27 protein-coding genes and 1 tRNA gene are annotated in these 24804 nt (G+C 71.3%); 19 read left to right on the top strand and 9 right to left on the bottom strand.

What is annotated here, in order from left to right:
* The first annotated feature begins 1 nt into the window (after position 1).
* From proB to C8E83_RS08430, 9 genes are all read left to right on the top strand, one after another.
* Positions 2–892, top strand: coding sequence for a glutamate 5-kinase (proB, locus tag C8E83_RS08470; RefSeq protein ID WP_425454760.1), 891 nt, complete (start codon positions 2–4; stop codon positions 890–892).
* Positions 893–986: 94 nt separating this feature from the next.
* A complete protein-coding gene (locus C8E83_RS08465) occupies positions 987–2300 on the top strand; it encodes a glutamate-5-semialdehyde dehydrogenase (RefSeq protein ID WP_121369373.1) in 1314 nt (437 codons plus the stop codon).
* A 74-nt stretch (positions 2301–2374) separates the two neighbouring features.
* Positions 2375–2602 carry a hypothetical protein gene (locus tag C8E83_RS08460; RefSeq protein WP_121369371.1) on the top strand — a complete coding sequence of 76 codons (228 nt, stop codon included), beginning with the start codon at positions 2375–2377 and terminating at the stop codon, positions 2600–2602.
* 38 nt (positions 2603–2640) lie between these two features.
* Positions 2641–3300, top strand: a complete 660-nt coding sequence (gene nadD, locus C8E83_RS08455) for a nicotinate-nucleotide adenylyltransferase (RefSeq protein ID WP_121369369.1) — start codon at positions 2641–2643, stop codon at positions 3298–3300.
* Positions 3297–5096, top strand: a complete 1800-nt coding sequence (locus C8E83_RS08450) for a hypothetical protein (protein WP_121369367.1) — start codon at positions 3297–3299, stop codon at positions 5094–5096. Before nadD ends, C8E83_RS08450 begins: the two co-directional genes overlap by 4 nt.
* A gap of 28 nt (positions 5097–5124) precedes the next feature.
* A complete protein-coding gene (rsfS, locus tag C8E83_RS08445; protein ID WP_121369365.1) occupies positions 5125–5505 on the top strand; it encodes a ribosome silencing factor in 381 nt (126 codons plus the stop codon).
* 70 nt (positions 5506–5575) lie between these two features.
* The gene (locus C8E83_RS08440; protein WP_121369363.1) at positions 5576–6277 is read left to right on the top strand and encodes an AAA family ATPase; all 702 of its coding nucleotides are present in this window, start codon (positions 5576–5578) and stop codon (positions 6275–6277) included.
* A gap of 106 nt (positions 6278–6383) precedes the next feature.
* A tRNA-Ala gene (locus C8E83_RS08435) sits at positions 6384–6456 on the top strand.
* Between the two features lie 554 nt (positions 6457–7010).
* Entirely contained in the window at positions 7011–7481 is a 471-nt protein-coding gene (locus tag C8E83_RS08430; RefSeq protein ID WP_170159883.1) for a VanZ family protein, read from the top strand.
* Between the two features lie 16 nt (positions 7482–7497).
* Here C8E83_RS08430 and C8E83_RS08425 read toward each other — a convergent pair whose 3' ends face one another.
* The 3 genes from C8E83_RS08425 to C8E83_RS08415 all read right to left on the bottom strand — a co-directional run bounded on the left by C8E83_RS08425 (position 7498) and on the right by C8E83_RS08415 (position 10131).
* Positions 7498–7722 (bottom strand): hypothetical protein, encoded by a 225-nt coding sequence (locus tag C8E83_RS08425; RefSeq protein WP_121369360.1) that lies wholly within the window; start codon positions 7720–7722, stop codon positions 7498–7500.
* Positions 7723–7808: 86 nt separating this feature from the next.
* Positions 7809–9305, bottom strand: a complete 1497-nt coding sequence (locus C8E83_RS08420; protein WP_147430118.1) for an LCP family protein — start codon at positions 9303–9305, stop codon at positions 7809–7811.
* Between the two features lie 154 nt (positions 9306–9459).
* Complete coding sequence (locus tag C8E83_RS08415) at positions 9460–10131, bottom strand: HAD family hydrolase (protein ID WP_121369356.1); 672 nt, start codon at positions 10129–10131, stop codon at positions 9460–9462.
* Between the two features lie 85 nt (positions 10132–10216).
* Between C8E83_RS08415 and C8E83_RS08410 the strand changes: the two genes are divergently transcribed.
* From C8E83_RS08410 to C8E83_RS08400, 3 genes are all read left to right on the top strand, one after another.
* Positions 10217–11881 (top strand): phospholipase D-like domain-containing protein, encoded by a 1665-nt coding sequence (locus C8E83_RS08410; protein ID WP_121369354.1) that lies wholly within the window; start codon positions 10217–10219, stop codon positions 11879–11881.
* On the top strand, positions 11881–12579 hold the full coding sequence (locus tag C8E83_RS08405; protein WP_121369352.1) for a histidine phosphatase family protein: 699 nt from the start codon (positions 11881–11883) through the stop codon (positions 12577–12579). Before C8E83_RS08410 ends, C8E83_RS08405 begins: the two co-directional genes overlap by 1 nt.
* Positions 12580–12676: 97 nt before the next feature.
* A complete protein-coding gene (locus C8E83_RS08400) occupies positions 12677–14140 on the top strand; it encodes an MFS transporter (RefSeq protein WP_121369351.1) in 1464 nt (487 codons plus the stop codon).
* Positions 14141–14204: 64 nt separating this feature from the next.
* On the opposite strand, the gene C8E83_RS08395 is transcribed toward C8E83_RS08400, so the two are convergent.
* Both C8E83_RS08395 and C8E83_RS19445 read right to left on the bottom strand, forming a co-directional pair.
* The gene (locus C8E83_RS08395) at positions 14205–14702 is read right to left on the bottom strand and encodes an isochorismatase family protein (RefSeq protein ID WP_121369349.1); all 498 of its coding nucleotides are present in this window, start codon (positions 14700–14702) and stop codon (positions 14205–14207) included.
* A gap of 10 nt (positions 14703–14712) precedes the next feature.
* The gene (locus tag C8E83_RS19445) at positions 14713–15060 is read right to left on the bottom strand and encodes a YciI family protein (RefSeq protein ID WP_170159882.1); all 348 of its coding nucleotides are present in this window, start codon (positions 15058–15060) and stop codon (positions 14713–14715) included.
* 154 nt (positions 15061–15214) lie between these two features.
* On the opposite strand from C8E83_RS19445, the gene C8E83_RS19440 reads away from it, so the two are divergent.
* Positions 15215–15439, top strand: a complete 225-nt coding sequence (locus C8E83_RS19440; RefSeq protein ID WP_170159881.1) for a hypothetical protein — start codon at positions 15215–15217, stop codon at positions 15437–15439.
* A 95-nt stretch (positions 15440–15534) separates the two neighbouring features.
* Here C8E83_RS19440 and C8E83_RS08385 read toward each other — a convergent pair whose 3' ends face one another.
* The gene (locus C8E83_RS08385; protein ID WP_121369346.1) at positions 15535–16398 is read right to left on the bottom strand and encodes an SDR family oxidoreductase; all 864 of its coding nucleotides are present in this window, start codon (positions 16396–16398) and stop codon (positions 15535–15537) included.
* Between the two features lie 105 nt (positions 16399–16503).
* Here C8E83_RS08385 and C8E83_RS08380 point away from each other — a divergent pair, with 105 nt between their 5' ends.
* On the top strand, positions 16504–16878 hold the full coding sequence (locus tag C8E83_RS08380) for a winged helix-turn-helix transcriptional regulator (protein WP_121369345.1): 375 nt from the start codon (positions 16504–16506) through the stop codon (positions 16876–16878).
* A gap of 57 nt (positions 16879–16935) precedes the next feature.
* On the opposite strand, the gene C8E83_RS08375 is transcribed toward C8E83_RS08380, so the two are convergent.
* Complete coding sequence (locus C8E83_RS08375; RefSeq protein WP_121369343.1) at positions 16936–17397, bottom strand: MaoC/PaaZ C-terminal domain-containing protein; 462 nt, start codon at positions 17395–17397, stop codon at positions 16936–16938.
* A gap of 18 nt (positions 17398–17415) precedes the next feature.
* A complete protein-coding gene (locus C8E83_RS08370) occupies positions 17416–17994 on the bottom strand; it encodes a phosphatase PAP2 family protein (RefSeq protein ID WP_245981515.1) in 579 nt (192 codons plus the stop codon).
* Positions 17995–18220: 226 nt separating this feature from the next.
* Between C8E83_RS08370 and C8E83_RS08365 the strand changes: the two genes are divergently transcribed.
* Positions 18221–19363: a TIGR03364 family FAD-dependent oxidoreductase gene (locus C8E83_RS08365; protein ID WP_121369341.1), complete on the top strand. Its 1143-nt coding sequence runs from the start codon at positions 18221–18223 to the stop codon at positions 19361–19363.
* A gap of 289 nt (positions 19364–19652) precedes the next feature.
* Here the strand turns inward: C8E83_RS08365 and C8E83_RS08360 are convergent, their stop codons facing one another.
* Positions 19653–21221: an MFS transporter gene (locus C8E83_RS08360; RefSeq protein WP_245981513.1), complete on the bottom strand. Its 1569-nt coding sequence runs from the start codon at positions 21219–21221 to the stop codon at positions 19653–19655.
* A gap of 99 nt (positions 21222–21320) precedes the next feature.
* Between C8E83_RS08360 and C8E83_RS08355 the strand changes: the two genes are divergently transcribed.
* The 4 genes from C8E83_RS08355 to C8E83_RS08345 all read left to right on the top strand — a co-directional run bounded on the left by C8E83_RS08355 (position 21321) and on the right by C8E83_RS08345 (position 24804).
* Positions 21321–22064, top strand: a complete 744-nt coding sequence (locus C8E83_RS08355) for a TetR/AcrR family transcriptional regulator (RefSeq protein WP_121371813.1) — start codon at positions 21321–21323, stop codon at positions 22062–22064.
* Complete coding sequence (locus tag C8E83_RS08350; RefSeq protein WP_121369337.1) at positions 22061–22573, top strand: GNAT family N-acetyltransferase; 513 nt, start codon at positions 22061–22063, stop codon at positions 22571–22573. The genes C8E83_RS08355 and C8E83_RS08350 overlap by 4 nt, the downstream gene beginning before the upstream one ends.
* Before the next feature lie 161 nt (positions 22574–22734).
* Positions 22735–22875 (top strand): hypothetical protein, encoded by a 141-nt coding sequence (locus C8E83_RS19435; RefSeq protein WP_170159880.1) that lies wholly within the window; start codon positions 22735–22737, stop codon positions 22873–22875.
* Positions 22876–22977: 102 nt separating this feature from the next.
* On the top strand, positions 22978–24804 hold the full coding sequence (locus tag C8E83_RS08345; RefSeq protein WP_121369335.1) for an FUSC family protein: 1827 nt from the start codon (positions 22978–22980) through the stop codon (positions 24802–24804).

Genomic DNA, 24804 nt, shown 5'->3' with positions numbered 1-24804 from the left:
GATGAGCACGAGCGACGCCGAGACCATGACCGAGGGCGCTTTCGCGGCCCCTGCCGAGGTGGCGCATCCGGCCACGCAGCCGGTGACGATCTCGGCGGGCCCGATCCTGAGCCGCCGAGACATCCCGAGGGCGCGTCGCGTCGTCGTGAAGGTCGGCTCGTCGTCGATCTCGGGCCCGAACGCCGATCAGATCGGGCCTCTCGTCGACGCCCTCGCCACGACTTACGCCCGAGGCGCCGAGGTGATCCTCGTGTCGTCGGGTGCGATCGCCACGGGCATGCCGTTCCTCGACCTCGAGTCGCGGCCCACCGACCTCGCCACGCAGCAGGCCGCCGCTGCGGTCGGCCAGAACGTGCTGATCTACCGCTACCAGGAGAGCCTGCGGCGGTACGAGATCGTCGCCGGGCAGGTGCTCCTCACGGCGGGCGACATCGACAACCCCACCAGCCGGGTCAACGCCCAGCGCGCGATGGAGCGCCTGCTGAAGCTGCGAATCCTGCCGATCGTGAACGAGAACGACACCGTCGCCACGCACGAGATCCGCTTCGGCGACAACGACCGGCTCGCGGCCCTCGTCGCCCAGCTCGTCGAGGCCGACCTGCTCGTGCTCCTCTCGGACGTCGACGCGCTCTACACGCGGCCGCCGCACGAGCCGGGCGCCGTGAAGATCGCCGACGTGGCCTACGGCGACGAGCTCTCGGGCATCCGCTTCGGCGACGCGGGGGCCGCGGGCGTCGGCACCGGGGGAGCGGGCACGAAGGTCGCCGCCGCACGTCTGGCCACCGAGTCCGGCACGCCCGTGCTCGTCACGTCGACGCCGCAGGTGGCCGAAGCGCTCGCAGGAGCCGAGATCGGCACCTGGTTCTCCGCCCGAGCCGCCCTGCGCGGCTGAGCGTCTCCTCGCGCGCAGCGAGCAGACCGGCCGAGTTCTCCACAGGCTCCGTCACACTCTGGGGCGACCGGCGCCGCAGAACTACAATCGGTGCATGTCGACGACCGAAGCCGCACCGTCCGTAGCCGACGACGCCCTGGCGCTGAGCTCAGCGCACATCAGCCCTGGCCTCGTCGCCAAGCTCGAGGCCGCCAAGACCGCCGCGCGCGTCGTCGCGACCGCGAACGCCGACCTCAAGAACCGCGCGCTCCAGGCCGTCGCCGACGCCGTGCGGGCCGAGGCGCCGCGCATCGTCGCCGCGAACGACCTCGACCTCGCCGCAGGCCGTGAGAACGGGCTGAGCGACGGGCTGCAGGATCGCCTGCGTCTCGACACCGCACGCCTCGACGGCCTCGCGAAAGCCACCGAGCTGATCGCCTCCCTCACCGATCCCGTGGGCGAGGCTCTTCGGGGCCGGACCCTGCCGAACGGCCTCCAGCTCACCCAGGTCCGCGTGCCCTTCGGCGTCGTCGGCGCCATCTACGAGGCGCGGCCGAACGTCACCATCGACATCGCCGCGCTCGCCCTGAAGAGCGGCAATGTCGCCGTGCTCCGCGGCGGGTCGGCCGCCGAGAACACCAACCGGGTGCTCGTCGACGTGCTGCAGGAGGCACTGGCCTCCGTCGGCCTCCCGCGCGAGACCGTGCAGACCATCGACGAGTTCGGCCGACAGGGCGCCACCGAGCTCATGCGGGCGCGCGGCTACGTCGACGTGCTGATCCCGCGCGGCAGCTCGCAGCTCATCGACGCCGTCGTCCGCGAGTCGAAGGTGCCCGTGATCGAGACCGGTGCCGGCGTCGTCCACGTCTTCCTCGACGAGTCCGCCGACGAGCAGTGGTCGATCGACATCGTGTCGAACGCGAAGGTGCAGAGGCCGAGCGTCTGCAACGCACTCGAGACCCTCCTCGTGCACGAGGCCGCAGCGCCTCGGCTCCTGCCGCTCGTCCTGTCGGCGCTTCGCGCGCAGGGCGTCACGCTCCACGCCGACGAGGCCACGCGCGCGATCTTCCCCGACGCGGTGCCGGCGACCGACGACGACTGGGCGACCGAGTACATGTCGCTCGACCTCTCGGTGAAGGTCGTCAGCGGGATCGACGAGGCCATGGCGCACATCGACCGCTACTCCACGCACCACACGGAGTCGATCATCACGAACGACCTGCGCAACACCGAGCGGTTCCTGGCCGAGGTCGACAGCGCCGTCGTCATGGTCAACGCGTCGACGAGGTTCACCGACGGCGGCGAGTTCGGCTTCGGCGCCGAGGTGGGCATCTCCACGCAGAAGCTCCACGCGCGCGGCCCGATGGGACTGCCCGAGCTCACGAGCAGCAAGTGGATCGTCCGCGGCTCGGGTCAGGTGCGCGGCTAGCCCCCGCACGGCGACTAGACTCGACCGCGTACGTCGCCCGCCACGAACGGCGCCGCCCAGAACGAAGGACTCTCATGCTGACGTTGGTCACGACCCTCACCACCACGCTTCTCGCGGTCGAGGAGAAGGCCCCCACGTTCGCCCCGCCGGCCGTCATCGCGCTCATCGCCGCGATCGTCTTCACCATGTTCGGGTTCGTCACCTTCAGCTACAAGAACGTCGCCAACCGCCAGCAGCCGGGCAAGGTCCCCGTCGTCGCGCAGAAGCCGATCGACGAGTACGGTCACACCGAAGACCACTGACCGTCTAGCCCAGCGCGCCCGTGACGACCCTCGACGCAATGGCACCGGTCGGGCCCACACGCTCCGGGCGCTCTCGCGTCGGCGTGATGGGCGGCACGTTCGACCCGATCCACCACGGCCACCTCGTGGCCGCGAGCGAGGTCGCGACCGAGTTCGACCTCGACGAGGTGATCTTCGTCCCCACCGGCCAACCCTGGATGAAGACCGGGCCCGGCCACCGGGCGGTGACGCCCGCGGAGCACCGGTACCTCATGACCGTCATCGCGACGGCGTCCAACCCGTCGTTCACCGTCAGCCGCGTCGACATCGACCGCGGCGGCGTGACCTACACGATCGACACCCTCAGAGACATCCGCAGGCTCCGGCCCGACGCCGACCTCTTCTTCATCACCGGCGCCGACGCCGTGGCGCAGATCATCGAGTGGAAAGATGTGGACGAGCTGTGGAGTCTCGCCCATTTCGTGGCAGTTTCCCGGCCGGGACACGACCTCACAGTCAGCGGTCTCCCGGCCAGCGAAGTAAGCTTGCTCGAAGTTCCCGCACTGGCGATTTCGTCGACCGACTGTCGCAGCCGCGTCGGCCGGGGCAGTCCGGTCTGGTACCTCGTTCCTGACGGTGTCGTCCAGTACATCTCCAAGCACCACCTGTACCGAGCCAGCGAGCCGGTCATGAACCACACCACTCCGGAGAACGCATGAGTTCGACCAACGGCCAGCCACCCCTCACCAGGCGGCAGGTTCGCGACCTCGAGCGGGCACGGGAGGCGGGTGAGGCGATCACCGGCAGCATCTCGGTCGCCTCGGGGTCGCCCGTTCCGTCGAACATGCCCGTGACGACGCCGTCACCCGCCAGCCACCCCCACCGTCCCGGATCCCACGTCGCAGCCCCCGGTTCGATCGCCGCGCCGGCGCCCGCGTCCGCGCCGTACGGCGGCAGCGGTCCCACGCGGCGCGAGCTCCGTGCGCAGCGCGAGGCCGCTGCTCCTGCGACCCCGGCCCCGGTGCCCCTCAAGGCTCCGCGACCCGAGGCCGAGCGGAACCTCTCGGACGCGCTGAGCTCGGTCGCCGACATCGAGGCGCGGGGCACACAGGGTTCCGCCGCGCCGTCCGCTCCTGCCTCGGGGGCGGAGTCGGCCCCGGCAGCGACCTCGGGGCCGAGCGTGTCCGGTACCCCGGAGCGGCAGGCGTCGGGAGCGCCCGAGGGTTCGGCCGTGCGGCCTGCCGCGGCTCCTGCGTCCGCGGGCTCGCCGGCTTCGCCCTCGTCACCGCCTCACGCCGACGGCGGTGCGCCCCGCTCGGTGCGTCGCGAGAGCACGCCGACGTCGTACGCGCCGAGCGTGTCACCGGCGGCAGACGACGAGGCGCCCATCCGTCGTCGGTCGACCGCCTACGACCCCGCGCAGGCCGACGCCGGCCGCGCGACGACGCCTCCGCCGTCGTCGACGCCCACGATCTTCCCGTTCGCCGTCTCCGCCGGAGCCCCGACTGCGGCACCGCACACCGGCTCGGTCAGCACAGTCGCGGACGCCTCGCGGGCGGCGGCCGTCGCGGCCAGCGCACCCGAGGCCGGCACGTCGTCGATCGCGCCGGCAGCGAGCAGCGCGCCCGCCCCGACTCCGTCCGCCGCGCCCGCCCCGGCTTCGTCCGCCGCCCCCGCGGCGGCGACGTCTCCCGCAGAGGGCGCAGCCGCCTCCGGCGAGGGGGCCGGTGCGGCCGAAGCCGTGCAGCCTGGCGCTGACGCATCGGCGACCGCCGCGCCCATCGCATCCGCACCGGCGGCCGCGCCCGCTCCGGCCGCATCGGCACCCTCCGTCTCGTCGGCACCCGCTCCCGCCGCGGCGGCGGCCACGGGGGCCAACGCGCCCGCTGCTTCGGCTCCCGCAGCTCCTGCCGCCGCGGCTCCCGCAGCTCCTGCCGTCGCGCAGCCCGCTGCCGCCCCGTCGCCCGCCGCGGCCCAGCCGCAGCGCCCCGCCGCCGCGATCCCGGCCTCGGTGCCCGAGCCGACCGGCTACGTGCCGCCCACCGGCCATTGGTCGACCCAGGCCGACCTCGACGACGACGACACGATCGAGTCCGTCGGGTCGCACTTCGGCACCCGCACCGGTCAGCAGAACGCGCTGATCCTGAACGACGACGCCCTGCCCGACGTCACCGGCGCCCTCAACGCGACCGGCGAGGTCATCATCACCGGCTCCATCGACCTGCCGCGGAGCCTGGCCGCGACCGGCGCCCACAACGTGCAGCGCATCGACGGGGCCGACATCGACCGCCTCATGGAGGAGGGCGACCACGAGGCGCCCTCGAACGACGCCACTCCCGTGCGCGCCAGCCGGGCCGTGAGCGCCAACACGTCGACGCGGGCCGTGGTGCTCGCGGCCGGCAAGCCGAAGACCAATCACCTGCCGATCATCGCCACGGTCTGTGGCATCGCGCTCGTTGTTGTTATCGTGGGCGGCATCGTCGTCGCCTGGAGCACCGGGCTCTTCTCGCACTGACACCACCGCACACACTCTCAAGGAATCCGTGACAGCCACCCCCGAAGCACTCGAGCTCCTCCACCTCGCCGCCCGCGCGGCCGACTCGAAACAGGCCGAAGACCTGGTCGCTCTCGACGTCTCCGAGCCTCTCGCGCTCACCGACATCTTCCTTCTCGCCTCCGGCCGCAACGAGCGCAACGTGGTCGCCATCGCCTCCGAGGTCGAAGACAAGCTCATCGAGGCCGGCTTCAAGCCGCTGCGCCGCGAGGGCCGCTCCGAGGGCCGCTGGGTGCTCCTCGACTTCGGCGACCTCGTCGTGCACGTCTTCCACGAGGAGGACCGCCAGTTCTACTCCCTCGAGCGCCTGTGGAGCGACTGCCCGGCGATCGCGCTCGACCTGGAGACCGCCGCGCGCGTCTCCGAGTAGCGTTCGGCTGCCTCCGGGCGGCGGTGCCGGTCGAGGGCGTGATGTCGGCGGCGTCTGCGATCCTGGGCCCGTGATCATCGACCGCGCCTACGTGCCCATGGCGCTCGCACGCCCGGCCGAGTGGCCGTTCACCGTGCCCGCTGTCGCGGCCCTCGTGGGCGACGGGTTGAGGTTCGACGCGCCCGTCACGTTCCTCGTGGGCGAGAACGGCACCGGCAAGTCGACGATCGTCGAAGCCCTCGCCGAGGCGTGGGGGCTTGACGTGCGCTCTGGGGAGGGCGGGCGGCGCTACGCCTCCGAGATGCCGAAGTCGGCGCTCGGCGAGGTGTTGAAGATCGATCGCGTCGCCACGGGCATGGTCGGTCGTCGGCAGAAGGGGTACTTCCTGCGCGCCGAGACGGCGACCGCCGAGTTCGAGCGTCGCGGTGCCTCGCTCGGCAGCCGCTTCACCGAGGCCAGCCACGGCGAGAGCTTCCGCGCCGCGTTCGAGACGTACTTCGCCGAGAAGGGCCTCTACGTGCTCGACGAACCCGAAGCGGCACTCTCGTTCACCGCGTGTCTGGCGCTGCTGCGCGTGCTCCGGCGGCTTCAGGGCGCAGGATCCCAGATCGTCTGCGCCACCCACTCACCCCTGCTGACCGCGCTCCCCGGGGCCCGCATCCTCGAGCTCGGGGCTCACGGCGTCCGCGCCTCCGAGTGGGGCGACCTCGAACTCGTGCGGCATTGGCAGCGGTTCGTCGGCGACCCCGGCGCGTATCTGCGGTACCTCTGACGCGGTGCTGGCCACGGATGGTCATTGGGCGTCTCGAGATGTAGTAGTCTTGTGGGGTTGCTTCGGCCGGGAGGGATTCCCTCGGGTCGGCGCAGCGAAGCAGTTTGGGTCTGTGGCGCAGCTGGTAGCGCACCTGCATGGCATGCAGGGGGTCAGGGGTTCGAGTCCCCTCAGATCCACGAAAGAAGTGGCTGTCCCTTACGGGGCGGCCACTTTTTCGTCGTCCTGGTCTGGCTCGCTGCCGCTCGCGCGCGGCGGAGCCGCGCGGAAGAGAGTCCGTCGCCGGCCGCCGCTGCCGCCGGGGTGGCTCGCTCCGCTCGCGTGCGGACTGAGTCCGTCGCTGGCCGCTGCCGCCGCCGGGGAGGCTCGGTCCGCTCGCGACGCGCCTGTCGGTTGGCACGTTCGGGAGGAAGTCGTTCCTCCGCGCCGCGAGGGTAGCCGGGCAGCGACTCGGCGCGCTTCGCCTTAGCAGACTCGGGAGGGAAAAGTTCCTCCCGAGGGGGCGACGTGGGCCTGGCGCTTCGGCCAGGGAGGAAGCGCGCGGCGTCGATCCTCCCGAGTGATGGCCCGGTACGCGATTTCCTCCCCGGCATCGATCCGGGCGCGGGTTCCTCCCGGACGCGCGCAGCCTCCTCCTGAGCACCAGGCCGCAGCACTAAGCGGCGCGAGCGGCACACACGACTCCTCCGCGGGGCCGACGCGGCGACACAGCGCGAAGCACTACCGTCGGGGGATGGAGAGACGACTGCGCCGGGCCGAGTGGCTCGGGCTCGCGATCGTCTTCGCCGTGATCCTGCTGATCGTGCTCTGGCCGACTCCCGTGGACCGCCCCTACGACTCGGCGCTCCGCCACACCCTGGTGCACTTGCACGCCGACGGCTTCCCGCGCTGGATCGACTACGACTTCGTCGAGACCTCGGCCAACGTCATCATGTTCGCCCCGCTCGGCGCCCTCATCGCCTCGGTGGCGATGCCGCGACTCTGGTGGAGCTCGGGCGTGCTCGGCCTCACCCTGTCACTCGCCGTGGAGTTCACGCAGGCCGAGTTCCTCCCGCAGAGGTTCGCGTCCGCCAGCGACCTCGCGGCCAACACCTCCGGCGCACTCCTCGGCGGCGCGGTCTTCGCCCTGGTCCGGTTCGCGCGGGGCGGGCGACGGGCGCAGGATCAGCGACACCCGCACACCCCACGCCCCTCCGACGGCTAACCCGCCGGGGCTGGCGTCACGCCGTGGCGGCGCACTGCTTCATGCGCTGACGGATGTCGTCGAGCGCCGCGTCGGTCTGGTTCGCATCGGCTTTGCCGCTGTCGAACGCATCGAGCGCGGTCATGAGGTCGAGGCGGAGATGCGCGCGTTCGAGGAACGAGAGCCGCGCGTCGTTGTCGAGGTCGCGCGTGATGTCGAGGCGCGCCTGGATGATGGCCGCCCGGCGCGGATCGAACTCCATGGCACACTCCCTCTGTCATGAGATTTGTACCCCAGAGTGCTTGGCGACCCCTGTGGATAGACAGAACTGTACCCCGAGGAGGCGGCTCAGTTGATGCAGGGGATGCTCGAGTCGCTCGACGACGATCCCGAGGCGGCGCCCGACGACGAGCCGGACGAGGAACCCGAGGAGCCCGACGACGACGAGCCGGACGAGAAACCCGAGGACGAGGAGCCGCTGGATCCTGCGGCCGAACCCGACGAACCCGACGACGGCGTCGAGCGGGCCGTGTCGCCGTCGGTGCCGAGCACCACGGTGACGTTGCTCACGGCCGTCACGGCCTCGAGGGTCGCTCCGGGCACGTAATTCGCGACGAGCGACGCCTGGGCCGCCATCGACGCCGGGTACTGGATCGTCGTCGCCGAGCGGGTGGACACGGTCGAGGGCGTGGTGACGACGAACCCGGCCTTCTGAAGGGTGGCCGTGTTCGTCGCGGCGGCGCCGGAGACACCGCTGCCGTTCAAGACGGTGACCGTGGTGCCGCCGACGCTCACCGAAGGCGTCGTGGCGGTCGGCGTCGACGAGGCGGTCGACTTCACGTCGAGCGAGGCGATGAACGACGGCATCTTCGCCGTGTCGACCTTCACGATCGAGACGTAGCTGCCGCCGTAGTAGATCGTCGGCGTGCCCGAGATCGGGATCGTCGTCGAGGTGAGGTTGCCGCCCGCGAGGTCTTTCAGCTCCGAGGCGAGGGAGAGGAAGTTGAGGCCCGGGTCGGTCTGGATCGCGCCGCCGAGCGCCTTGAGGGCTGCGGAGAGCTTCGACGGGTTGAGGAGCACGCCGGGCGAGAGGAAGTTCTTCGCCTCGGCCGTGAGGAAGTACCGCTGCCGGATCTCGCGGTCGAGGTCGCCCTCGGGCAGCCCGTGCCGCTGGCGGACGAAAGCGAGCGCCTGCTGCGCGTTGAGCGTCGAGACGCCGGCCGGCGCCTTGAACGTCGAGTACGAGTCGTCGACGGCGTTCACGAGGCAGACCTTGATGTCGGGCAGCGCGTTCGCGACGTCGTAGAAGCCGAGCAGCGAGATCCGCACGAAGTGGTCGATGTGCAGGCCCGAGAGGTTCTGGATCGTCTTGACGAGCAGCTGCGCGCCGCCGGCGTCGCCGCCCTTCTCGCTGCCGTACGCGAACGCGGCGTTGAGCTTGCCCATGCCGTAGCCGGGGATGTCGACCCAGGAGTCGCGCGGGAACGAGATGAGCGACGCCTTGGCGCCGTTCGACGGGATGTGCAGCACCATCATCGTGTCGGTGTTCGTGCCGCCGCCGTCCTGGGTCGTGCCGAGGAGGGCGAGCTCCTGCGCCGAGGCGTCGGCCGGCCGGTGGTCGTCGCCGACGAGCAGGATGTTCTCGCCGTCGTTGGACGAGCTCGAGGTCGTGGTCGACGAGGTCGGGATCGCGTCGATGTGCGTCACGGTCGACGTGAACTGGTGGTAGTTGTACCAGGCGTACGCCGCGGTGGCGGCGAGCAGGAGCACCACGACGATCGCGATCCAGCGGATCACGTGGCGGGGTCGGACGCGCAGTCGGGAGCGGCTCGTCGTTTCGGACATCCCGGTACCCAATCATCGAAAGCGGTGGCGAACCCGAACGATACCTGAGTGAATGGGCCTCTCCCGGGGATCTCCGTCGGAGGGTTGACGAAATCTCATACCAAGGTGGGGCAGGAGCAGGGCGAAGGATCGGCAGGTCCGCCGGGCGCGACCGCTACACCCCCGGGAACGCCTGCGTCAGATCGGACAGCACCGCGTCGGCTCCTGCGCCCCGGAGCTCGTCGACCGAATAGTGCCCCGTGGCCACGCCGACCCCGGTGGCGCCGGCCGCGTGGGCGGACGCGATGTCGTGGGGCGTGTCGCCGACGACCATGACCTCGTGCGGCGCGAGCGCGTGCCCGACGAGCAGCGACGCCTTGTGGACGGCGAGCCGGGTCGCCTCGTCGCGGTCGGGGGAGTCGGAGCCGTAGCCGCCGAAGACGAAGTACCGGCCGAGCCCGCCGCGCTCGAGCTTGGTGCGCGCGGCGCCCTCCATCGCTCCCGAGATGATGCCGACGACGACCCGTGCCTTCTGCAGAGCGGCCAGGGTCTCGTGGACGCCGTCGAACACCCGGTAGCCGGGCTTGCCGATCTCGTCGCCGAGGTGCCAGAGGTAGCGCGCGTAGAGCTCGGCCATCTCCTCGTCGGTCGGTTCGCGGTCGAGGTAGCCGCTGAACGTCGCGCGGCCGACCTGCGGGTCGGTCTCGCCCGCCGACGAGTGCGCCCCGATGTCGGCCTTCACCCCGTAGAGCTCGTCGAAGGCCGCGGTCCAGCTGCGACCGCCGGCGCCGCCGGTGTGGACGAGGGTCTCATCGATGTCGAACAGGACGGCGAGCGGCTTCTGCATGCTCTGCTGTCTACTCGCGCGACGTGAACGGAACGTTCACCTGGCCGCCCGACCCGGTGTCGGGGGCTCGGCCTAGCGTGGGGCCATGACAGATGCGGCGAGCGACATCGACAGCGTGATCCGGGCCTCCGAGGCCGCCCTCACCGTGCCCGGCGTGCTCAGCGTGCGGCCCGGGTACCTCTTCCGAGACGGCTGGATCACCGACGAGCGGGCCATCGTCGTGACCGTGTCGGATCCTGCGCCCTCGCTGCCGACCTCGCTCGAGGGCGTGCCGGTGGACGTGCGGGTCGCGTCACCCCGCAAGGCGCTGCAGGTGCAGGATCCAGGGGAGTTCGCCCGGGCGACCGGCCCGGCCCCCGATCTCGGCGCCGTCCCCGAATTCGCCGACGAGCTGCGCATCGACCGGGGCGTGAACGCTCGCTTCGTGCCGCTGGGCGCGCCCGAGCACTCGCTCGCCGAGCCTCTCGCCGCGAAGCCCGAGCTCGACTACACGGCGCCTGCGGGCGCGTCGCTCGCCCCGGTCGACGTCTCGGGCGTCTCGATCACGCTCAGTGCCAGCCCCGACTCGGGCTGGCCGACGCTGTCGGCGTTCCTCGGCGCGACGTCCGACACCCTGACCGTCGGCATGTACGACTTCACCTCGGCGCACGTGCTCCAGACGGTCGAGACGACGCTCAAGGGCAAGAAGCTGCGGATCGTGCTCGACCACCCGTCGAAGAATCCGACGGCCGACCAGACCGACGAGACGACCGTCTCCGACCTCGTCGCCGACCTCGGCGACGACCTCGAGCAGGCCTGGGCGCTCGACCGGATGGACCCGCTCGCGTCGTCCTGGGTGTTCCCGACGGCGTACCACATCAAGGTCGCCGTGAGGGACGGCAAGACCGTCTGGGTGTCGAGCGGCAACTGGAACAACTCGAACCAGCCCGACATCGACCCCGTCACGACGCCGGGCGACGCCACGGCCGCCCGGTCGGGCGACCGCGACTGGCACGTCGTCATCGAGCACGAGGGCATCGCGTCGACGTTCGAGGCCTTCCTGCTGCACGACCTCGAGGTGGCGGCCGCCCACGACGTGCCGGGGGCAGCGCACGATCCGGCGGTGCCGGCGGGCGACGGCGCGTCTTCGGGTGGCGACGGGGCGGCAGGCAGCAGGATCCTGACGCCTGCCGTGGCGACCGACCTCGACCCGCGAGTCGCCCTCCCCGCGGTCCAGACGCCGCCGTTCGCTCAGTTCTTCGCCTCGCGCGTCGTCACGGACACGACGCGGATCACGCCCGTGCTCACGCCCGACGCCGGCGTCTACGTCGGGGCGGTCAAAGACCTGGTCGACTCGGCGACGACGACCCTCCACATGCAGTTCCAGTACATCGAGCTCCCGAAGGCGTCTTCGGCCGCGTCGGCGCCCCTCGAGTCGCTGGTGGCCGCCATCGTCGCCCGGCAGAAGGCCGGTGTCGACGTGAAGATCATCATGAGCGAGTTCGAGGTCGCCGGCTTCCTCGAGAAGCTCGAGGCGGCCGGGCTCGACGTCGTGAACTCGGTGAAGATCCAGAACAACGTCCACAACAAGGGCGTCGTGGTCGACGGAGCCCGCGTGCTCGTGTCGAGTCAGAACTGGTCGTCGGCGGGCGTGTCGACCAACCGCGACGCCGGCGTCATCCTCGACTCCGCCGACGCGGCAGACTACTTCGAGACGATCTTCCAGCACGATTGGGCGAACCTGGCCCAGAAGAAGGCACTGAACGACTGATGCGACTTCTCCTCATCCGCCACGGCCAGACCCCCGCCAACATCGCGGGCCAGCTCGACACGGCGGTGCCGGGGCTGCCGCTCAGCCCGCTCGGCCGCCGGCAGGCCGCCGCCGTGCCGTCCGGCCTGGGCTCACTCGGCCTCGACGACATCGGTTCGATCTACGTCTCGACGCTCCAGCGCACGCAGGAGACCGCGGCGCCCCTCGCGGCCGCACTCGACCTCACGCCGACCATCCTCGACGGGCTCAAGGAGATCCAGGCGGGCGACCTCGAGATGAAGAACGACGAGACCTCGCAGCACGAGTACAACGCGATGTGCTTCGCCTGGGCCGAGGGCGACCTCGACGTGCGGATGCCGGGCGGCGAGACCGGCCACGGGTTCTTCGCCCGCTACGACGCCGCGGTCGACACGGCGGTGCGCGACGGACGTGCGCCCATCGCGATCGTGAGCCACGGCGCGGCGATCCGGACCTGGGTGGCGGCGCGGTGCGCGGACGTCGACGGGGGATTCGCCGGGACCCACCAGCTGCTCAACACCGGACTGGCGGTGCTGGAGAGCCTGCCGCACGGCGACCACGGCGACGAGTCGTCGACGGGGCGCCGGTGGCGACTCGTCTCGTGGCGCACCGACCCGATCGGCGGCGCCGAGCTCATCGACGCGCTCGCGGAGGACCCGACGGGTCGCGCGACCGAGTAGCCGCGCGGCACTCTCGTCCACTCTCCGAACCGCTGCGCCGTGGCATGTCACGACAAGCTCCTGCGGTGAGCCGCCGGAGCGCGCCATACTGGAGGGGATGACGACGCCGACGACCCGACAGCGCGCCGGCGCCGGTCTCCGGTCGCAGGCGCTCGCCCTTCTCGTGGCGGGCTGCTTCTTCATGGAGAACCTCGACTCCACGATCGTCACCACCGCGGTGCCCAGTATCGCGCGCGACCTCGGCGTCGACGCGGCGAGCGTCGGCGTCGCGATCACCGCCTACGTGATGACCGTCGCGATCCTGATCCCGGTGAGCGGGTGGCTCGCCGACCGGTTCGGCAGCCGGACGATCCTCGTTACGGCGATCGCCCTCTTCACGCTCGCCTCGGTCGCCTGCGCCGCGAGCCCCACCCTCTCGGTGCTCGTGCTCGCCCGCATCGTGCAGGGCATCGGAGGGGCCATGATGGTGCCGGTGGGCCGGATGACCGTGCTGCGGGCCACCTCGAAGGAGAATCTGATCAGGGCCGTGGCGGTGCTGACGTGGCCTGCTCTGGTGGCCCCGATCCTGGCGCCCTTCGTCGGCGGCCTGCTCACGACCTACGCGTCGTGGCACTGGATCTTCCTCGTCAACGTGCCTCTCGGCGCGATCGGCCTGGTCGCCGCGCTCCGCATCGTGCCCGGCCGCACCGTCGCGCACCCCGACGGCACGGCCGACAGCGTCGTGCCCGAGCCGACGCCGCCCGACTGGCTCGGCCTCGCGCTGACGTCGGTCGGCATCGCCGCGCTCGTCTGGGCGACGACGCTCCTGACGATCACGCCCGTAGACGTCGTGCAGACCATCGTCTCCGCCGTCGTGGGCCTCGTGCTCGTGGGCCTGGCGATCCGGCACCTGCTGCGGACGCCCCGGCCGTTCGTCGACCTGCGCCTCCTGCGCATCCACACCTACAAGGTCTCGGTCGGCGGCGGCTCGATCTATCGGCTCGTCATCAGCGCCGTCCCGTTCGTGGTGCCGCTCCTGCTGCAGCGGGCCTTCGGCTGGACACCCGTCCAGGCCGGTGCGGCCGTGCTCTTCCTCTTCGCCGGCAACCTCGGCATCAAGCCGGCGACCACGTGGATGCTCCGCACCTTCGGCTTCCGCCGCCTCATCGTCGCCGCCCACGTCGTCGGCGTCGCCTGCCTCGTCGGCATGGCGTTCTTCCGCCCGTCGACGCCGTTCGCCGTCATGGTGATCGTGCTGATCGTCTCGGGCGCGGCGCGGTCGACCGGCTTCACCGCGTACAACACGATCACGTACGCCGACGTCGAGCAGGCGCAGATGACCGGCGCGAACGTCCTCGACTCGACCGTGCAGCAGATCGCGATCGGCTCGGGCATCGCGCTCGGCGCCGTCGCGATCTCGGTCGGCCTGTCGATCGTCGGCGCGGGCGACTCCCCGGGGTCGGGCATGACGGCCGGCTACGACATCGCCTTCGGGGTGCTCGCGGCGATCCTGCTGGTCGATCTGATCCCCGCGTGGCGTCTCGCGCCGTCGGCCGGCAGCGGGCTCACCGCCCGGCGCTGACGCACGGTCTCTTTCGGCCCGTGCGACGTGGCTCGGCAGGCTCAGATCGCAGGAGCCGAGACACTCACGTGATCGTGACCCCCGCCGCGGTGAGCACGAGCTCGACGTCGGCGGCGATGTCGGCCGCGCGGCGCTCCGTGTCGTAGGTCGCGTGCAGCGCCGACGGAACCTGCACGTCGAACCCCGCCTCCACGGCCCCGAGGCACGACTCCTGGAGGCAGTACTCGGACTGCATCCCGACCACGACGAGCGTCTCGATGCCGGTCGCGGCGAGCTCGGCGGCCAGCGCTGGATTGGACTCGAAGACGTCGAGCGTCGTCTTGGTGACGACCCACTCGTCGTCCTGCGGCTCGAAGAAGAGCTCCCAGCCGACCGAGAACGGCTCGTCGACGTCGCCCGACGCGCCGTCGTTCTGGATGAAGACGACGAGGCGGCCACTGCGGCGGGCCAGGTCGAGGGCGCCGCGCAGGCGGGCGATCATGATCTCGGCGTTGGGGAGAGCGTCGGGGCCCTCGAGCATGTTGCGCTGCGCGTCGATGACGAGGAGCGCGGTGCCGGGCATGGCGGCGTGCCTAGGGGCGGTCGGCGAACAGGCGCACCTCGATGGGGAGGTGCGTGATCTCGGCCAGGCGAGTGGCTACCGCGTGAGCCTCGTCTTCGTCTTCGACGTCGACGATCGTGAAGCCGCCGAGCTGGATCTCGGACTCGAGGTACGACCCCGGCGTCACGTCGATGCTGGTGCCGTCGGAGGTCACGACCGACGGATGCGCGCTCTGGTCGAAGCCGTTCGAGAAGACGAGCTTGCCGCCCGCCTGCAGCTCGCCCATGTACGCGCCCATGTCGCGCATGACCGGGCCGAGGATCTCGTCGCTCGGCACCACGCCCTGGGGCTGGTACATCCCGATGAAGTAGCGGGGCATCGTCGTCTCCTGCCGGTCGGTTGACTGCAACCTACTCGGCTCCGGAGCCGGTGTCACCCACTGTTCATCCGCGACCCGTTCTGGGGAGGGCGGGAGGTCGCCTCCCGGTCTTACTGTTGCGGAAAGGTCACGATCTACCAAGGAAGGGGACCACATGAGCACCACCGCAACCCGTTGGACCAGGAACGCCGTCGTCGCTCGGCTGGCCGCCTCCGACGCGATCGACCACGACACCGTGTCGACGCTCCGCGTGCGTGCCGAGAGCCGTCTCGAGCTCCTGCGCATCATGAGCGCCGTCGAGGGAGGGCACCTGGACGCCGCGAGCGCCGAGGCCCTGTTCGAGACGATTCGCACGGCGCACCTCGCGCTCAGCGCGTAGGCCGCCACCCCCCCCCAGCGACAAAACGCGACACCTGCGACGCTTCAGAGCGTCGCAGGTGTCGCGTTTTGTCGCGGCGGGGTTGGTGCCAGGGGCTACTGCGCGGCGACCGCGGCGGCGAGGCCCTCGGCGAACGGGGTCGTCGGCCGACCGATGACGCGAGCGAGGTCTCCGGGCGTGTGGCCGAGGAGCCCGTCGCGGATGTTGCCGTCGAGCGCCACGACGAAGCCCGCGGTGCCCTCGTCGAGCCCCGCGCCCTTGAGGATCTCGAGCTGCTGCTCGGGCGTGACGTCGACGTAGGTCACCTCGCGGCCCACGATGCCCGAGATCGCCTCGGCGAGCTCCGGGAAGCTCCAGGCGTAGTCGCCGGAGAGCTCGAGGGTCTGCCCGGCGTACGAGTCGTCGAGCGCGACGACGGCCGCGGCCTCGGCGTAGTCGGCGCGGCTCGCGCTCGAGACGCGGCCGTCGCCCGCGCTGCCGGCGAGCTGGCCGTGCTCGCGGCCGAGGGCCACCTGCGGCACGTAGTTCTCGGTGTACCAGCCGTTGCGGAGGATCGTGAAAGGCACTCCCGAGGCGTGCAGCAGCTCCTCCGTGACCTTGTGCTCGGGCGCGACCACGAGGGTGGTGTCGTCGGCCGCGGGTGCGCTCGTGTAGACGATCCGGGCGGCTCCTGCGGTCTTCGCCGCGTCGATGACGGCCTGGTGCTGCGGAACCCGCTGGCCCACCTCGCTGCCCGAGATGAGGACGACGACGTCGCCCGCCGAGATCGCCGCGGCGATCGTCTCGGGCTTCGAGTAGTCGAGCTCGGCCGTCGTGACGCCCTTCTCGGCGAGCGAGGCGATCTTCGCCGTGCTGCGTGCGGTGGCGACGACGTCGGCGGGGGCGGCGCCACGGTCGAGCAGCTTCTGGACGACGAGCGAGCCGAGGGGGCCGGAGGTGGCGGTGACGACGATCGACATGGAGGGGTTCCTTTCGAGGGACTGTGGTGTGTCGTTCGTAGCCAACCACGCGGCTCCTGCCCACCTTCCCGATCGAAGGTACGCACTTTTTTGTAAGCTACCTTCATGGACGTCAGTTTTGCGGTGACACGGGAGCGACCGGGATTCACCGGCGGAGAATTCCCGGCCGACTGCCCCACGCGGGTCGTGCTCAACCACGTCACGAGCCGGTGGGGCGTGCTCGTGCTCATGGCGCTCGAGTCCGGGTCTCGGCGCTACGGCGAGCTCAAGCGCGAGATCGGCGGCATCAGCGAGAAGATGCTCGCCTCGACGCTGCGGACCTTCGAGAAGGACGGCTTCGTGCTGCGGGTGGCGCAGCCGACGATCCCGCCGCGCGTCGACTACTCGCTCACGCCCCGGGGCGAGGAGGTCGCGCTGCGTCTCCTGCCGCTGATGGACTGGATCGCCGACAACGCCGACGCCATCCTCGAGGGGCAGTAGGGCCCCGACGGGCAGGAGGCGTCGAGGGTCGCGGGTCGCTCTCGACGTTCGCGCCGCTCAGGCCAGCGCCGCTGCCCTCGTCAGCACCATGAGGTCCATGCGGCCCTCCTGCACCGTCTCGCCGCGCTGGTTCGTCAGCGTGACCTGTCGCTCGACGATGCCGGTCGTGCCCTTCGACGTGAGTCGGGTCGACAGGATCTCGACCGTGCACGTGACCGTGTCGCCGATGAAGATCGGCGCGGCGAACCGCCAGCCGTCGATGCCCAGCAGAGCGACGGCCGAGCCCTCGAACACGCCGGTGCGCGCGATGAGGCCGAGGCACAGCGACGTGCCGAGCATTCCGTGCACGATGCGCTGCCCGTAGCGGGTGCGGTTCGCGAACTCGACGTCGGTGTGGACCTGGTTGTTGTCGTTCGTCCACGACGCGAACGACATCACGTCGGCTTCGGTGATCGTGCGGCCGGGGCTCGTGAAACGCTGGCCGGCTTCGAGGTCTTCGAGGTAGTGGGGAAAGGGCACGCGTCGATTATCCTCGCGTCAGCGGATCCACCTGAGCGGCAGGAGCCGCGCCACGTTCGCCATAGTCACCCCGATCGCCGCCCCGCCCAGCACGTCCGACAGCCAGTGCGCGCCCACGTGCAGCCGCGAGTAGGCGACCGTCACGGCCAGCGGTGCGACGACCAGGCCGAGCGCCGGGCTTTCGATCGCCACGCCCGAGGCGAACGCGATGGCGCTCGCGGTGTGCCCGGACGGGAACGACGCCGACTGCGGGAACCTCGCCAGCTGACGCTCGGGCGGAACGTCGTCGGCCGATGGCCTCGGGCCACCGACCAACGGCTTCGCCACGAGGTTCGCGAACCCGCTCGACAGGCCGAGCGACGCCAGGCCCCGTGCTGCGGCTCGGCGCCCCCGTGGGCCGGTGAGCGCGAGCGCTGCTGCGACGGAGAACCACAGCAGACCGTTGTTCGCCGCCGTCGAGACGGCCAGCAGTGCGCGGTCGGCCGCAGGATCCGAAGGCCGCCCGTTGATCCGCCGCCCGACACGGCGATCGAACGCCTGCACCGCCTCCGGCAGCCTCGACGGGGTGGACGACGACGACGGGGGAGTCAGGGGCACGGGCCGAGCCTAGCGGCCGGGCCTCGGCGCTTCGTGTGCGGCGGTGCGCCCCGGCGTCGGGGCGGGCGTGACCCCTGTCGCGATTTCGCGACCGGGCCGCCGTGCGCGCCGCGCGGCCGCGGTCACGCATGTGACGGGCAGCCGGTTTCGGTCGCGAATTCGCGACGGAAGCGGCCATTCACCTCGTGTTCGCCTCCCGGCCCCGAGGCGGTCGTACGGTCGCCGCATGAGCACTCCTGCTGATCGCACCGCCGACATCGCCATCGTCGGAGCCGGGATCGTCGGCCTCGGCCACGCCCTCGCCGCCGTCGACCGAGGCCTGCGCGTGATCGTGATCGAGCGGGGAAGCCGGCAGAACGGCGCGTCGATCCGCAACTTCGGCCACGCCTGCATCTCGGTGCAGTCGGGCGTCGCGCAGGAGTACGCCGACCGAGCACGCGAGCTGTGGCTGCGGCTCCGCGACGAGGCCGGGCTGTGGATGCGCGACGTCGGAGGGTACGTCGTCGCACGGCACGAGGACGAGCTGGCGGCCGTGGGGGAGTTCGTCGAGCGCCGACCGGGTGACGCCCGGCTCCTGAGCCCCTCGGAGACCGCGGCAGCGACCGGCGCGGACCCGGCGGGCGTCGTCGGAGGGGCGCACCTTCTGCGGGATCTCCAGGTGAACCCGCGCGAGGCCCTGTTCGACATCACCCGGTACCTGGAGTCGCGGGGAGTGGAGTTCCACTTCACGACCGCTGTGCGGCGGATCGAGCCGCGCCGTCTGGAGACCACGAGGGGCACCGTCGAGGCGGAGCGCGTCGTCGTCGCCGTGAACTACGACGTCGACCAGGTCTTCCCGGAGCTCGGCGAGCGCTACTCGGTGCGCCGCTGCGGCCTCGACATGACGCGCGTCGCCGTCGACGGGTTGCGGGCTCCGCTGGCCGGGCCGGTGCTGACCGGCTGGTCGATGCTGCGGTACTCGGGGTTCGCGGCGTCGCCGTCGCTGGGCGCAGTGCGCGACCGGCTGCATTCGACCTGGCCCTCGCTCGCCGATCTCGACCTCAACCAGATGTACACACAGCTGCCGGACGGCACCGTGATCGTGGGCGACACGCACTACCGTGACGACACGGTGACGCCGTTCCAGCAGGAGCACGCGTTCTCGTCGATGCTCGAAGCCGCGGCGTCGTTCTTCGGCGTAGGCGCGTCGCAGGTGCGCGTTCTCGAGCGGTGGCAGGGGGTGTACGCCAGTGCGCCGGAGGAGTTCCTCGTCGACGAGGTCGTGGCCGGCGTGCACGTCGTCTCCGTCACCACGGGCATCGGGATGACGACCGGGCTCGGGCTCGCCGACCGGGTCATCGCGAGCCTGTACGAGGGCGCTGCGGTCTAGACGGCGGGCGGCAGGAGCTACCGGCGGCCGCGGGCGAAATTCAGCGGGTGGCCGCGGCTTTCCGGCGTGCGCGCCCCGCCGCGGCGGCGCGTGTACGCCGGAAACCCGCGGCTCCCCGCGCCTGTGACCGGGCGCTGTGAGTCGACGATGGCGAGCGCGCGGCGCTGTTCGCCGACGCCAGGTCCGCCGTCGCCGGCCGACCGGAGGCGCGAGAGCTCGACCGGCGAGCGCACCCGAGCCCGGGCCGACTGCGCGGCCCGGGCTCGGGTGTGGTGCGGGGCGTTGCTCGCTAGTGAGCGATCACCGGCTCGGCAGGCTCGGCCGGCTCGGCAGCGGAGTGCTGTGCGTGGTGGGTCTCCTGCCCGGGAGCCGCGACGTGCGACCCTCCGTGGCCGCGGCGACGGAACAGCAGCGCCGACAGGATCGCGCCGAAGGCGAAGAACGCCGCACCGAACCAGTAGGCGGTCGTGTAGCTGTGCACGGCCGCGTTCGCGGTCGCCTGGGCGATGGCCGCCGCGGTGTGCGACGTCGGCGCGTGGGCGGTGAGATAGCTCGTCAGCGCGGTGGCCGCGATCGTGTTCAGCAGCGCCGTGCCGATGGAGCCGCCGACCTGCTGCGACGTGTTGACCATGGCGCTGGCGACACCGGCGTGCTCGCGGTCGACGCCGAGAGTGGCGGTCTGGATCGACGCGGGCATGATCGAGCCCATCGCGAAGCCGAGCACGAGGAGCGCGGGGAGGATGTTGCCCGCGTAGGTGCTGTCGACGGAGAGGCGGGTGAGAAGGAACATGCCCACCGTTGCCAGAGTCATGCCGAACGGCACCATGATCTTCGGCCCGAACCGCGGCAGGAAGACGTTCGTCGACAGCTGCGCGGCCAGGACGAGCATGCCGATCATGGGCAGGAACGAGACGCCCGTCTTGATCGGGTCGAAACGGAGGATCTCCTCGATGTAGTAGGTGAGGAAGAGGAAGATGCCGAACATGCCCGCACCGGCGATCGTCACGGACGCGTACGAGGCGCCGCGGTTGCGGTTGACCACGATGTGGAGCGGCAGCAGCGGGTGGCTGGCGGCGCGCTGCCAGATCACGAAGCCGATCAGGAGCACGCCGGCCCCGCCCAGGAAGCCCCAGGTGAGAGGCGAGTTCCAGCCGTCGGACTCGGCGTTCGAGAAGCCGTACACGAGCGAGAAGAGCGCCGCGGACACCAGCAGCGTGCCGGGGACGTCGAGCTTCGGCCGGGCGCCCTGGCGCTTGGGGGTGTGCACGAAGATCGTGGCGCCGATGACCGCGATGATGGCGATGACGACGTTGATGTAGAGGTTCCAACGCCACGAGAGGTCCTGTGTGAGGAACCCGCCGAGCAGGAGGCCGATGGCGCCGCCGGCGCCGGCGATCGCACCGAAGACGCCGAAGGCGCGAGCGCGCTCCTTCGGGATGGTGAACGTCGTCGTGAGGACCGACAGGGCCGTGGGAGCGAGGAGGGCGCCGAAGACACCCTGCAGTGCGCGGGCTCCGACGAGCATGCCGAACGACTGCGCGGCGCCGCCGAGGGCGGAGGCTGCGGCGAAGCCGATGAGGCCGATGATGAAGGCGCGCTTGCGGCCGATGAGATCGGACATTCGGCCACCGAGCAGCAGGAGGCTGCCGAAGGCCAGCGAGTAAGCCGTGACGATCCACTGCCTCTCGCCGTTGGTGAAGTCGAGGTCTTTCTGGGCCGCCGGGAGGGCGATGTTCACGACGGTCGCGTCGAGAACGACCATGAGCTGCGCGAGCGCCACAGTGGCGAGCGTCAGCCAGCGCCGGGGGTCCGGCACCTGGGTGTCCGATGCACCCGAGATCGATGAGGTCTGAGACATGAGAACGACCATATCCGATTCTTTCGAGTTTCGGAACTCTTGAGTTTCAGAATTCACCGAACTAGGATGGGGGCGTTCTACTGAAAGGGTGTGATGACGATGTCGCAGGCTGATGCCATCGACAGGCTCGTCGCCGACGCCGAGTCCGTGCCGGAGTCTCCGGCCGAGGCGGTCGTCGCCTCGAAGCTGGGCCGCAAGCGCGACCACTCCCGCGATCCCGAGATCCTGGCCTGCGCGGTCGACGTGCTCGCCGAGGTCGGCTACGAGGGGATGACCATCGAGATGGTCGCCACGCGGGCGAAGGCCGGCAAGGCGACTCTCTACCGTCGATGGGCCTCGAAGGAGGAGTTGGTCATCGAGGCCGTCGCGTGCATGAAGCGCGCGGACGTCGCGGCGATGGCGATCCCCGACACGGGCACCCTCCGAGGCGATCTTGTCTCGCTGATCCGTCCGCACTCCATTCAGGACAACGACAAGAAGATCCGGGTGATGGGCGGCCTCCTGTCGCTCATCTCGCGCAATCCCGAGCTGGCCGACGCCGTCGACGCGACGATCATCGAGCCCCGTGCCGCCATCAACCGGATGCTCCTTCACCGGGCCATGGAACGCGGCGAGATCCCGGACGACGTCGACGTCGACCGCCTCGCCATGATCAGCCCGTCGATGGTGGCCTACCGCACTCTCGTGCAGAAGAAGGTCGCCGACCGCGAGTTCCTGCTCTCGATCATCGACGGCGTGATCCTGCCCGCTGTCGGTGTGCGGGCGCCGAAGACGTCCGGTGAGGCCGCGACGGTCACGGAGTCCGAAGCCGAGACGGATCGCGTCCCCGCCGGCATCGCGTGACGACCGAGGCTGCGATCGGCGAGACGCCCGCGCTCGGCCGGGGAAGGCCGCCGGGCGACCTCGAATCCTGCGTCGGCCTGTGGCTGGCCGCTCTCGAGACGCGCGACGGCCACCCGCCCGCTCCGGAGACCGCCGATCGGTGCCGGGACAAGTTCGCGCAGCCGGTCGTGTCGTGGCGGGTTCTTCGCGCTTCCGACGACGTGGTCCGTGGCTTCGGACTCGTCACCGCGCCGGGCACCGGCCGACCCGACGACCCCGCTGACGCGGCGTACCTCTCCCTCCTCGCCGTGGACCCCGACCTTCAGGGCGGCGGCCTCGGCTCTCTGCTCCTGGGCGGGCTCGTCGACGACACGCGTGCCGCGGGTCACCGCCGGGTCGTGTTGCACGTCATCACCGACAACACGGCCGCGATGCGGCTGTACGAGGCGCGGGGGTGGCGGCCGATCGGCCAGCCGTTCGCGCATCCGCTCTACGGGCGAGAGACGGTCAGCCTCGGTCTCGAGCTCTGACCGGCGGCTGTCGCCGATCCTGCGCCCGAAGGCTGCCGCGAACGCCGCCGGAGCCCGCGAACAGGTGCCCCCACAACGGGCGCGCCCCGAACGAGCGCGCCCCGAAGGTGGACTCGTGACGTCCAAGGCGGTCGCCTAGGTTCGCCTCAGGAGGTGAAGCCATGGACGTCGACCCGCTTCGCGATCAAGCCACAACGTTCCCGCTGTACCGGCAGAGCGAGGAGGCGAGCGACTTCGGTCTCTCGCTCACCGTCGCCGACAGCTGGCTCGAAGAGCGCGTGCGCCTGATGGGCACCGACTGATCGGCTGACCCTCCGCAGACGCCGTGCGGCGGTTACCCCTACTAGCCGTCGCACGGTCTCGCGGTGGCCGTCGATGTCGGCGGCAGCCGCCATACTGTCGGCATGAGGTATTTCGCCGACCCCGGTCTCGAGCGTCTCCGCTCGGTCGGGCTCACGGCTGCGACCGCAGCCGTGGCGATCGTCGGCGCGTTCGCACTCGTGCGCGTGTCAGGACGAGCCGCCGCCGATGCGGTCGACCTCGTCGTGCTCGCGATCCTGCTCTCCATCAGCTTCACTCGCGAGAGAGCGGGCGCGACCCTGCGCGAACGAGCCCGCGCCGTCGTGATGCTGCCGCTCGTCGGCTTGGCGGCCGGGCTGATCGGCGCGCTCATGCTGGCGCTGCCGGCGGTGGGCGACTCCCTGTACGTCCTGGTGATCAGCGGGTCGATCTGGGTGCGGCGGTACGGGCCCACGGCGCAGCGGCTGGGCACCCTCGTCGCGCTCCCGTTCGTCGCCGTGCTCGTCGCCCCGCTGCCGGTTCGGCCGACGCCCACCTTTCCCCTGGCGGCTGCGGCCGTAGCGGCTCTCGTGGTGATCGTCGGGGGAGTCCTCGCGTGGGCCGGTCAGGCGACAGGGCTCCTCGCTCCGCTGCGTCCTTCGCCGACGCCGCCGCCGCGTCCACAGGCCCGCGATCGGCGACCGGGGGCGCCGCGCCGGCTTCCTGCGTCGACGCGGATGGCCGTTCAGATGGCGGCGTCGCTCACTGCCGCCTTCATCATCGGCCATCTCGTCTTCGGGGTCCACTGGCCCTGGCTCGTGCTCACCGCCTTCATCGTGTCGAGCGGGAATCGCGGCCGGGCCGACGTCTTCTACAAGGGCGTCCTCCGGGTCGCGGGCGCGCTCGGCGGCACGGTCGTCGGCTCCGTCGTCGCGCGAGTCGGGCATCGCGGCGATCCCGCCCTGCTCGTCGCCATCGCCGCCGTCGTGCTGCTCGCGCTGTGGCTGAGGCCGCTGGGCTATGCCTGGTGGGCGGCAGGAGTGACTGCCGCACTGGCGCTGCTCTACGACTTCGCGGGGACGTCCGGTGGTGAGTCGCTGAGCGCCGGGGGAGAGGCCGAGGTGCTCCTGCTCCGCCTCGTCGCGATCGTCGCGGGCGGGCTGATCGCGTCGCTGTCGGCAGGCTTCCTCCTGCCTGTCAAGACGGTCGACGTCGTCCGGATGCGAACGGCAGAGGCGCTCGCGGCCCTCTCCGCCGTGCTCGCAGCCGTGCGCGAGACGTCCGTGCGCGAGACGTCGGTGGGCCAGGCGACCGCGCCCGCCACGGAAGCCGAGGGTCGCCGCGACGAGAGAGCCGCAGAGATACCCCTCGCACAGGTCGAGGCCAACTTCGCAGGAGCCGTGGCTCGCCTCGAGCAGGTGGCTCCCGCGCTCCGGGCTCACCGCCGGGTGCGGCGATCGGCCGACGGCGTCTCGCATCCTGCGACCCTGATCGGCCTGATCGGCGACCTGCGCGAGCCGATCTCGGTCGTCGTCGACGCGGCGGATGCGGGCGCACTGGACACCGCGGCGGCGAAGCTCGTGGGGCTCTCGATGCGCCGGGTCGGAGAGCTGCGGCGAGCCCTCGGCGGGCGGGATCGCGAGTCGGGCGGGGAGGCGCCGCGCGGCACACCCGGCCGCACGGACGCGGACTCGCCCGCACGCGCCGCCCTCGTCGAGCTGCTCACGGTGGCGGACCGCCTGGAGCCGGAGATCATCGCCGTCCGTCGGCCACCCGACGCCCCGCCGGATAGCGGTGCGGCGCGTCGGCCGTCCGACGGTCGCGCCACCCGACCGGCCGACGGTCGCGCCACCCGACCGCCCGTCGGTCCCGCCACCCGACCGCCTGACGGTCCCGGCACCCGGCCGCCCGACGGCTCCGCCACCCGGCCGCCCGACGCCGCAGAGAGGTAG

Origin of the sequence: Frondihabitans australicus, from assembly GCF_003634555.1 — a bacterium.
GTDB classification, from domain to species: domain Bacteria; phylum Actinomycetota; class Actinomycetes; order Actinomycetales; family Microbacteriaceae; genus Frondihabitans; species Frondihabitans australicus.
This window is presented reverse-complemented; position numbering and strand designations above follow the sequence as displayed.

What these genes read in the sequence shown, in the direction of transcription:
- C8E83_RS08450 (WP_121369367.1), top strand. Translation starts at nt 3,297, where the DNA reads ATGAGTTCGACCAACGGCCAGCCACCCCTCACCAGGCGGCAGGTTCGC.
- C8E83_RS08385 (WP_121369346.1), bottom strand. Translation starts at nt 16,398, where the DNA reads ATGTCGATCGTCGTCACCGCCACCTCCGGCCCCCTCGGCTCGCTCGTC.
- C8E83_RS08460 (WP_121369371.1), top strand. Translation starts at nt 2,375, where the DNA reads ATGCTGACGTTGGTCACGACCCTCACCACCACGCTTCTCGCGGTCGAG.
- C8E83_RS19435 (WP_170159880.1), top strand. Translation starts at nt 22,735, where the DNA reads ATGGACGTCGACCCGCTTCGCGATCAAGCCACAACGTTCCCGCTGTAC.
- C8E83_RS08365 (WP_121369341.1), top strand. Translation starts at nt 18,221, where the DNA reads ATGAGCACTCCTGCTGATCGCACCGCCGACATCGCCATCGTCGGAGCC.
- C8E83_RS19440 (WP_170159881.1), top strand. Translation starts at nt 15,215, where the DNA reads ATGAGCACCACCGCAACCCGTTGGACCAGGAACGCCGTCGTCGCTCGG.
- C8E83_RS08380 (WP_121369345.1), top strand. Translation starts at nt 16,504, where the DNA reads ATGGACGTCAGTTTTGCGGTGACACGGGAGCGACCGGGATTCACCGGC.
- C8E83_RS08360 (WP_245981513.1), bottom strand. Translation starts at nt 21,221, where the DNA reads ATGTCTCAGACCTCATCGATCTCGGGTGCATCGGACACCCAGGTGCCG.
- C8E83_RS08410 (WP_121369354.1), top strand. Translation starts at nt 10,217, where the DNA reads ATGACAGATGCGGCGAGCGACATCGACAGCGTGATCCGGGCCTCCGAG.
- proB (WP_425454760.1), top strand. Translation starts at nt 2, where the DNA reads ATGAGCACGAGCGACGCCGAGACCATGACCGAGGGCGCTTTCGCGGCC.
- C8E83_RS08395 (WP_121369349.1), bottom strand. Translation starts at nt 14,702, where the DNA reads ATGCCCGGCACCGCGCTCCTCGTCATCGACGCGCAGCGCAACATGCTC.
- C8E83_RS08420 (WP_147430118.1), bottom strand. Translation starts at nt 9,305, where the DNA reads ATGTCCGAAACGACGAGCCGCTCCCGACTGCGCGTCCGACCCCGCCAC.
- C8E83_RS08465 (WP_121369373.1), top strand. Translation starts at nt 987, where the DNA reads ATGTCGACGACCGAAGCCGCACCGTCCGTAGCCGACGACGCCCTGGCG.
- C8E83_RS08415 (WP_121369356.1), bottom strand. Translation starts at nt 10,131, where the DNA reads ATGCAGAAGCCGCTCGCCGTCCTGTTCGACATCGATGAGACCCTCGTC.
- C8E83_RS08355 (WP_121371813.1), top strand. Translation starts at nt 21,321, where the DNA reads ATGTCGCAGGCTGATGCCATCGACAGGCTCGTCGCCGACGCCGAGTCC.
- C8E83_RS08430 (WP_170159883.1), top strand. Translation starts at nt 7,011, where the DNA reads ATGGAGAGACGACTGCGCCGGGCCGAGTGGCTCGGGCTCGCGATCGTC.
- nadD (WP_121369369.1), top strand. Translation starts at nt 2,641, where the DNA reads ATGGCACCGGTCGGGCCCACACGCTCCGGGCGCTCTCGCGTCGGCGTG.
- C8E83_RS08345 (WP_121369335.1), top strand. Translation starts at nt 22,978, where the DNA reads ATGAGGTATTTCGCCGACCCCGGTCTCGAGCGTCTCCGCTCGGTCGGG.
- C8E83_RS08425 (WP_121369360.1), bottom strand. Translation starts at nt 7,722, where the DNA reads ATGGAGTTCGATCCGCGCCGGGCGGCCATCATCCAGGCGCGCCTCGAC.
- C8E83_RS19445 (WP_170159882.1), bottom strand. Translation starts at nt 15,060, where the DNA reads ATGCCCCGCTACTTCATCGGGATGTACCAGCCCCAGGGCGTGGTGCCG.
- C8E83_RS08405 (WP_121369352.1), top strand. Translation starts at nt 11,881, where the DNA reads ATGCGACTTCTCCTCATCCGCCACGGCCAGACCCCCGCCAACATCGCG.
- C8E83_RS08400 (WP_121369351.1), top strand. Translation starts at nt 12,677, where the DNA reads ATGACGACGCCGACGACCCGACAGCGCGCCGGCGCCGGTCTCCGGTCG.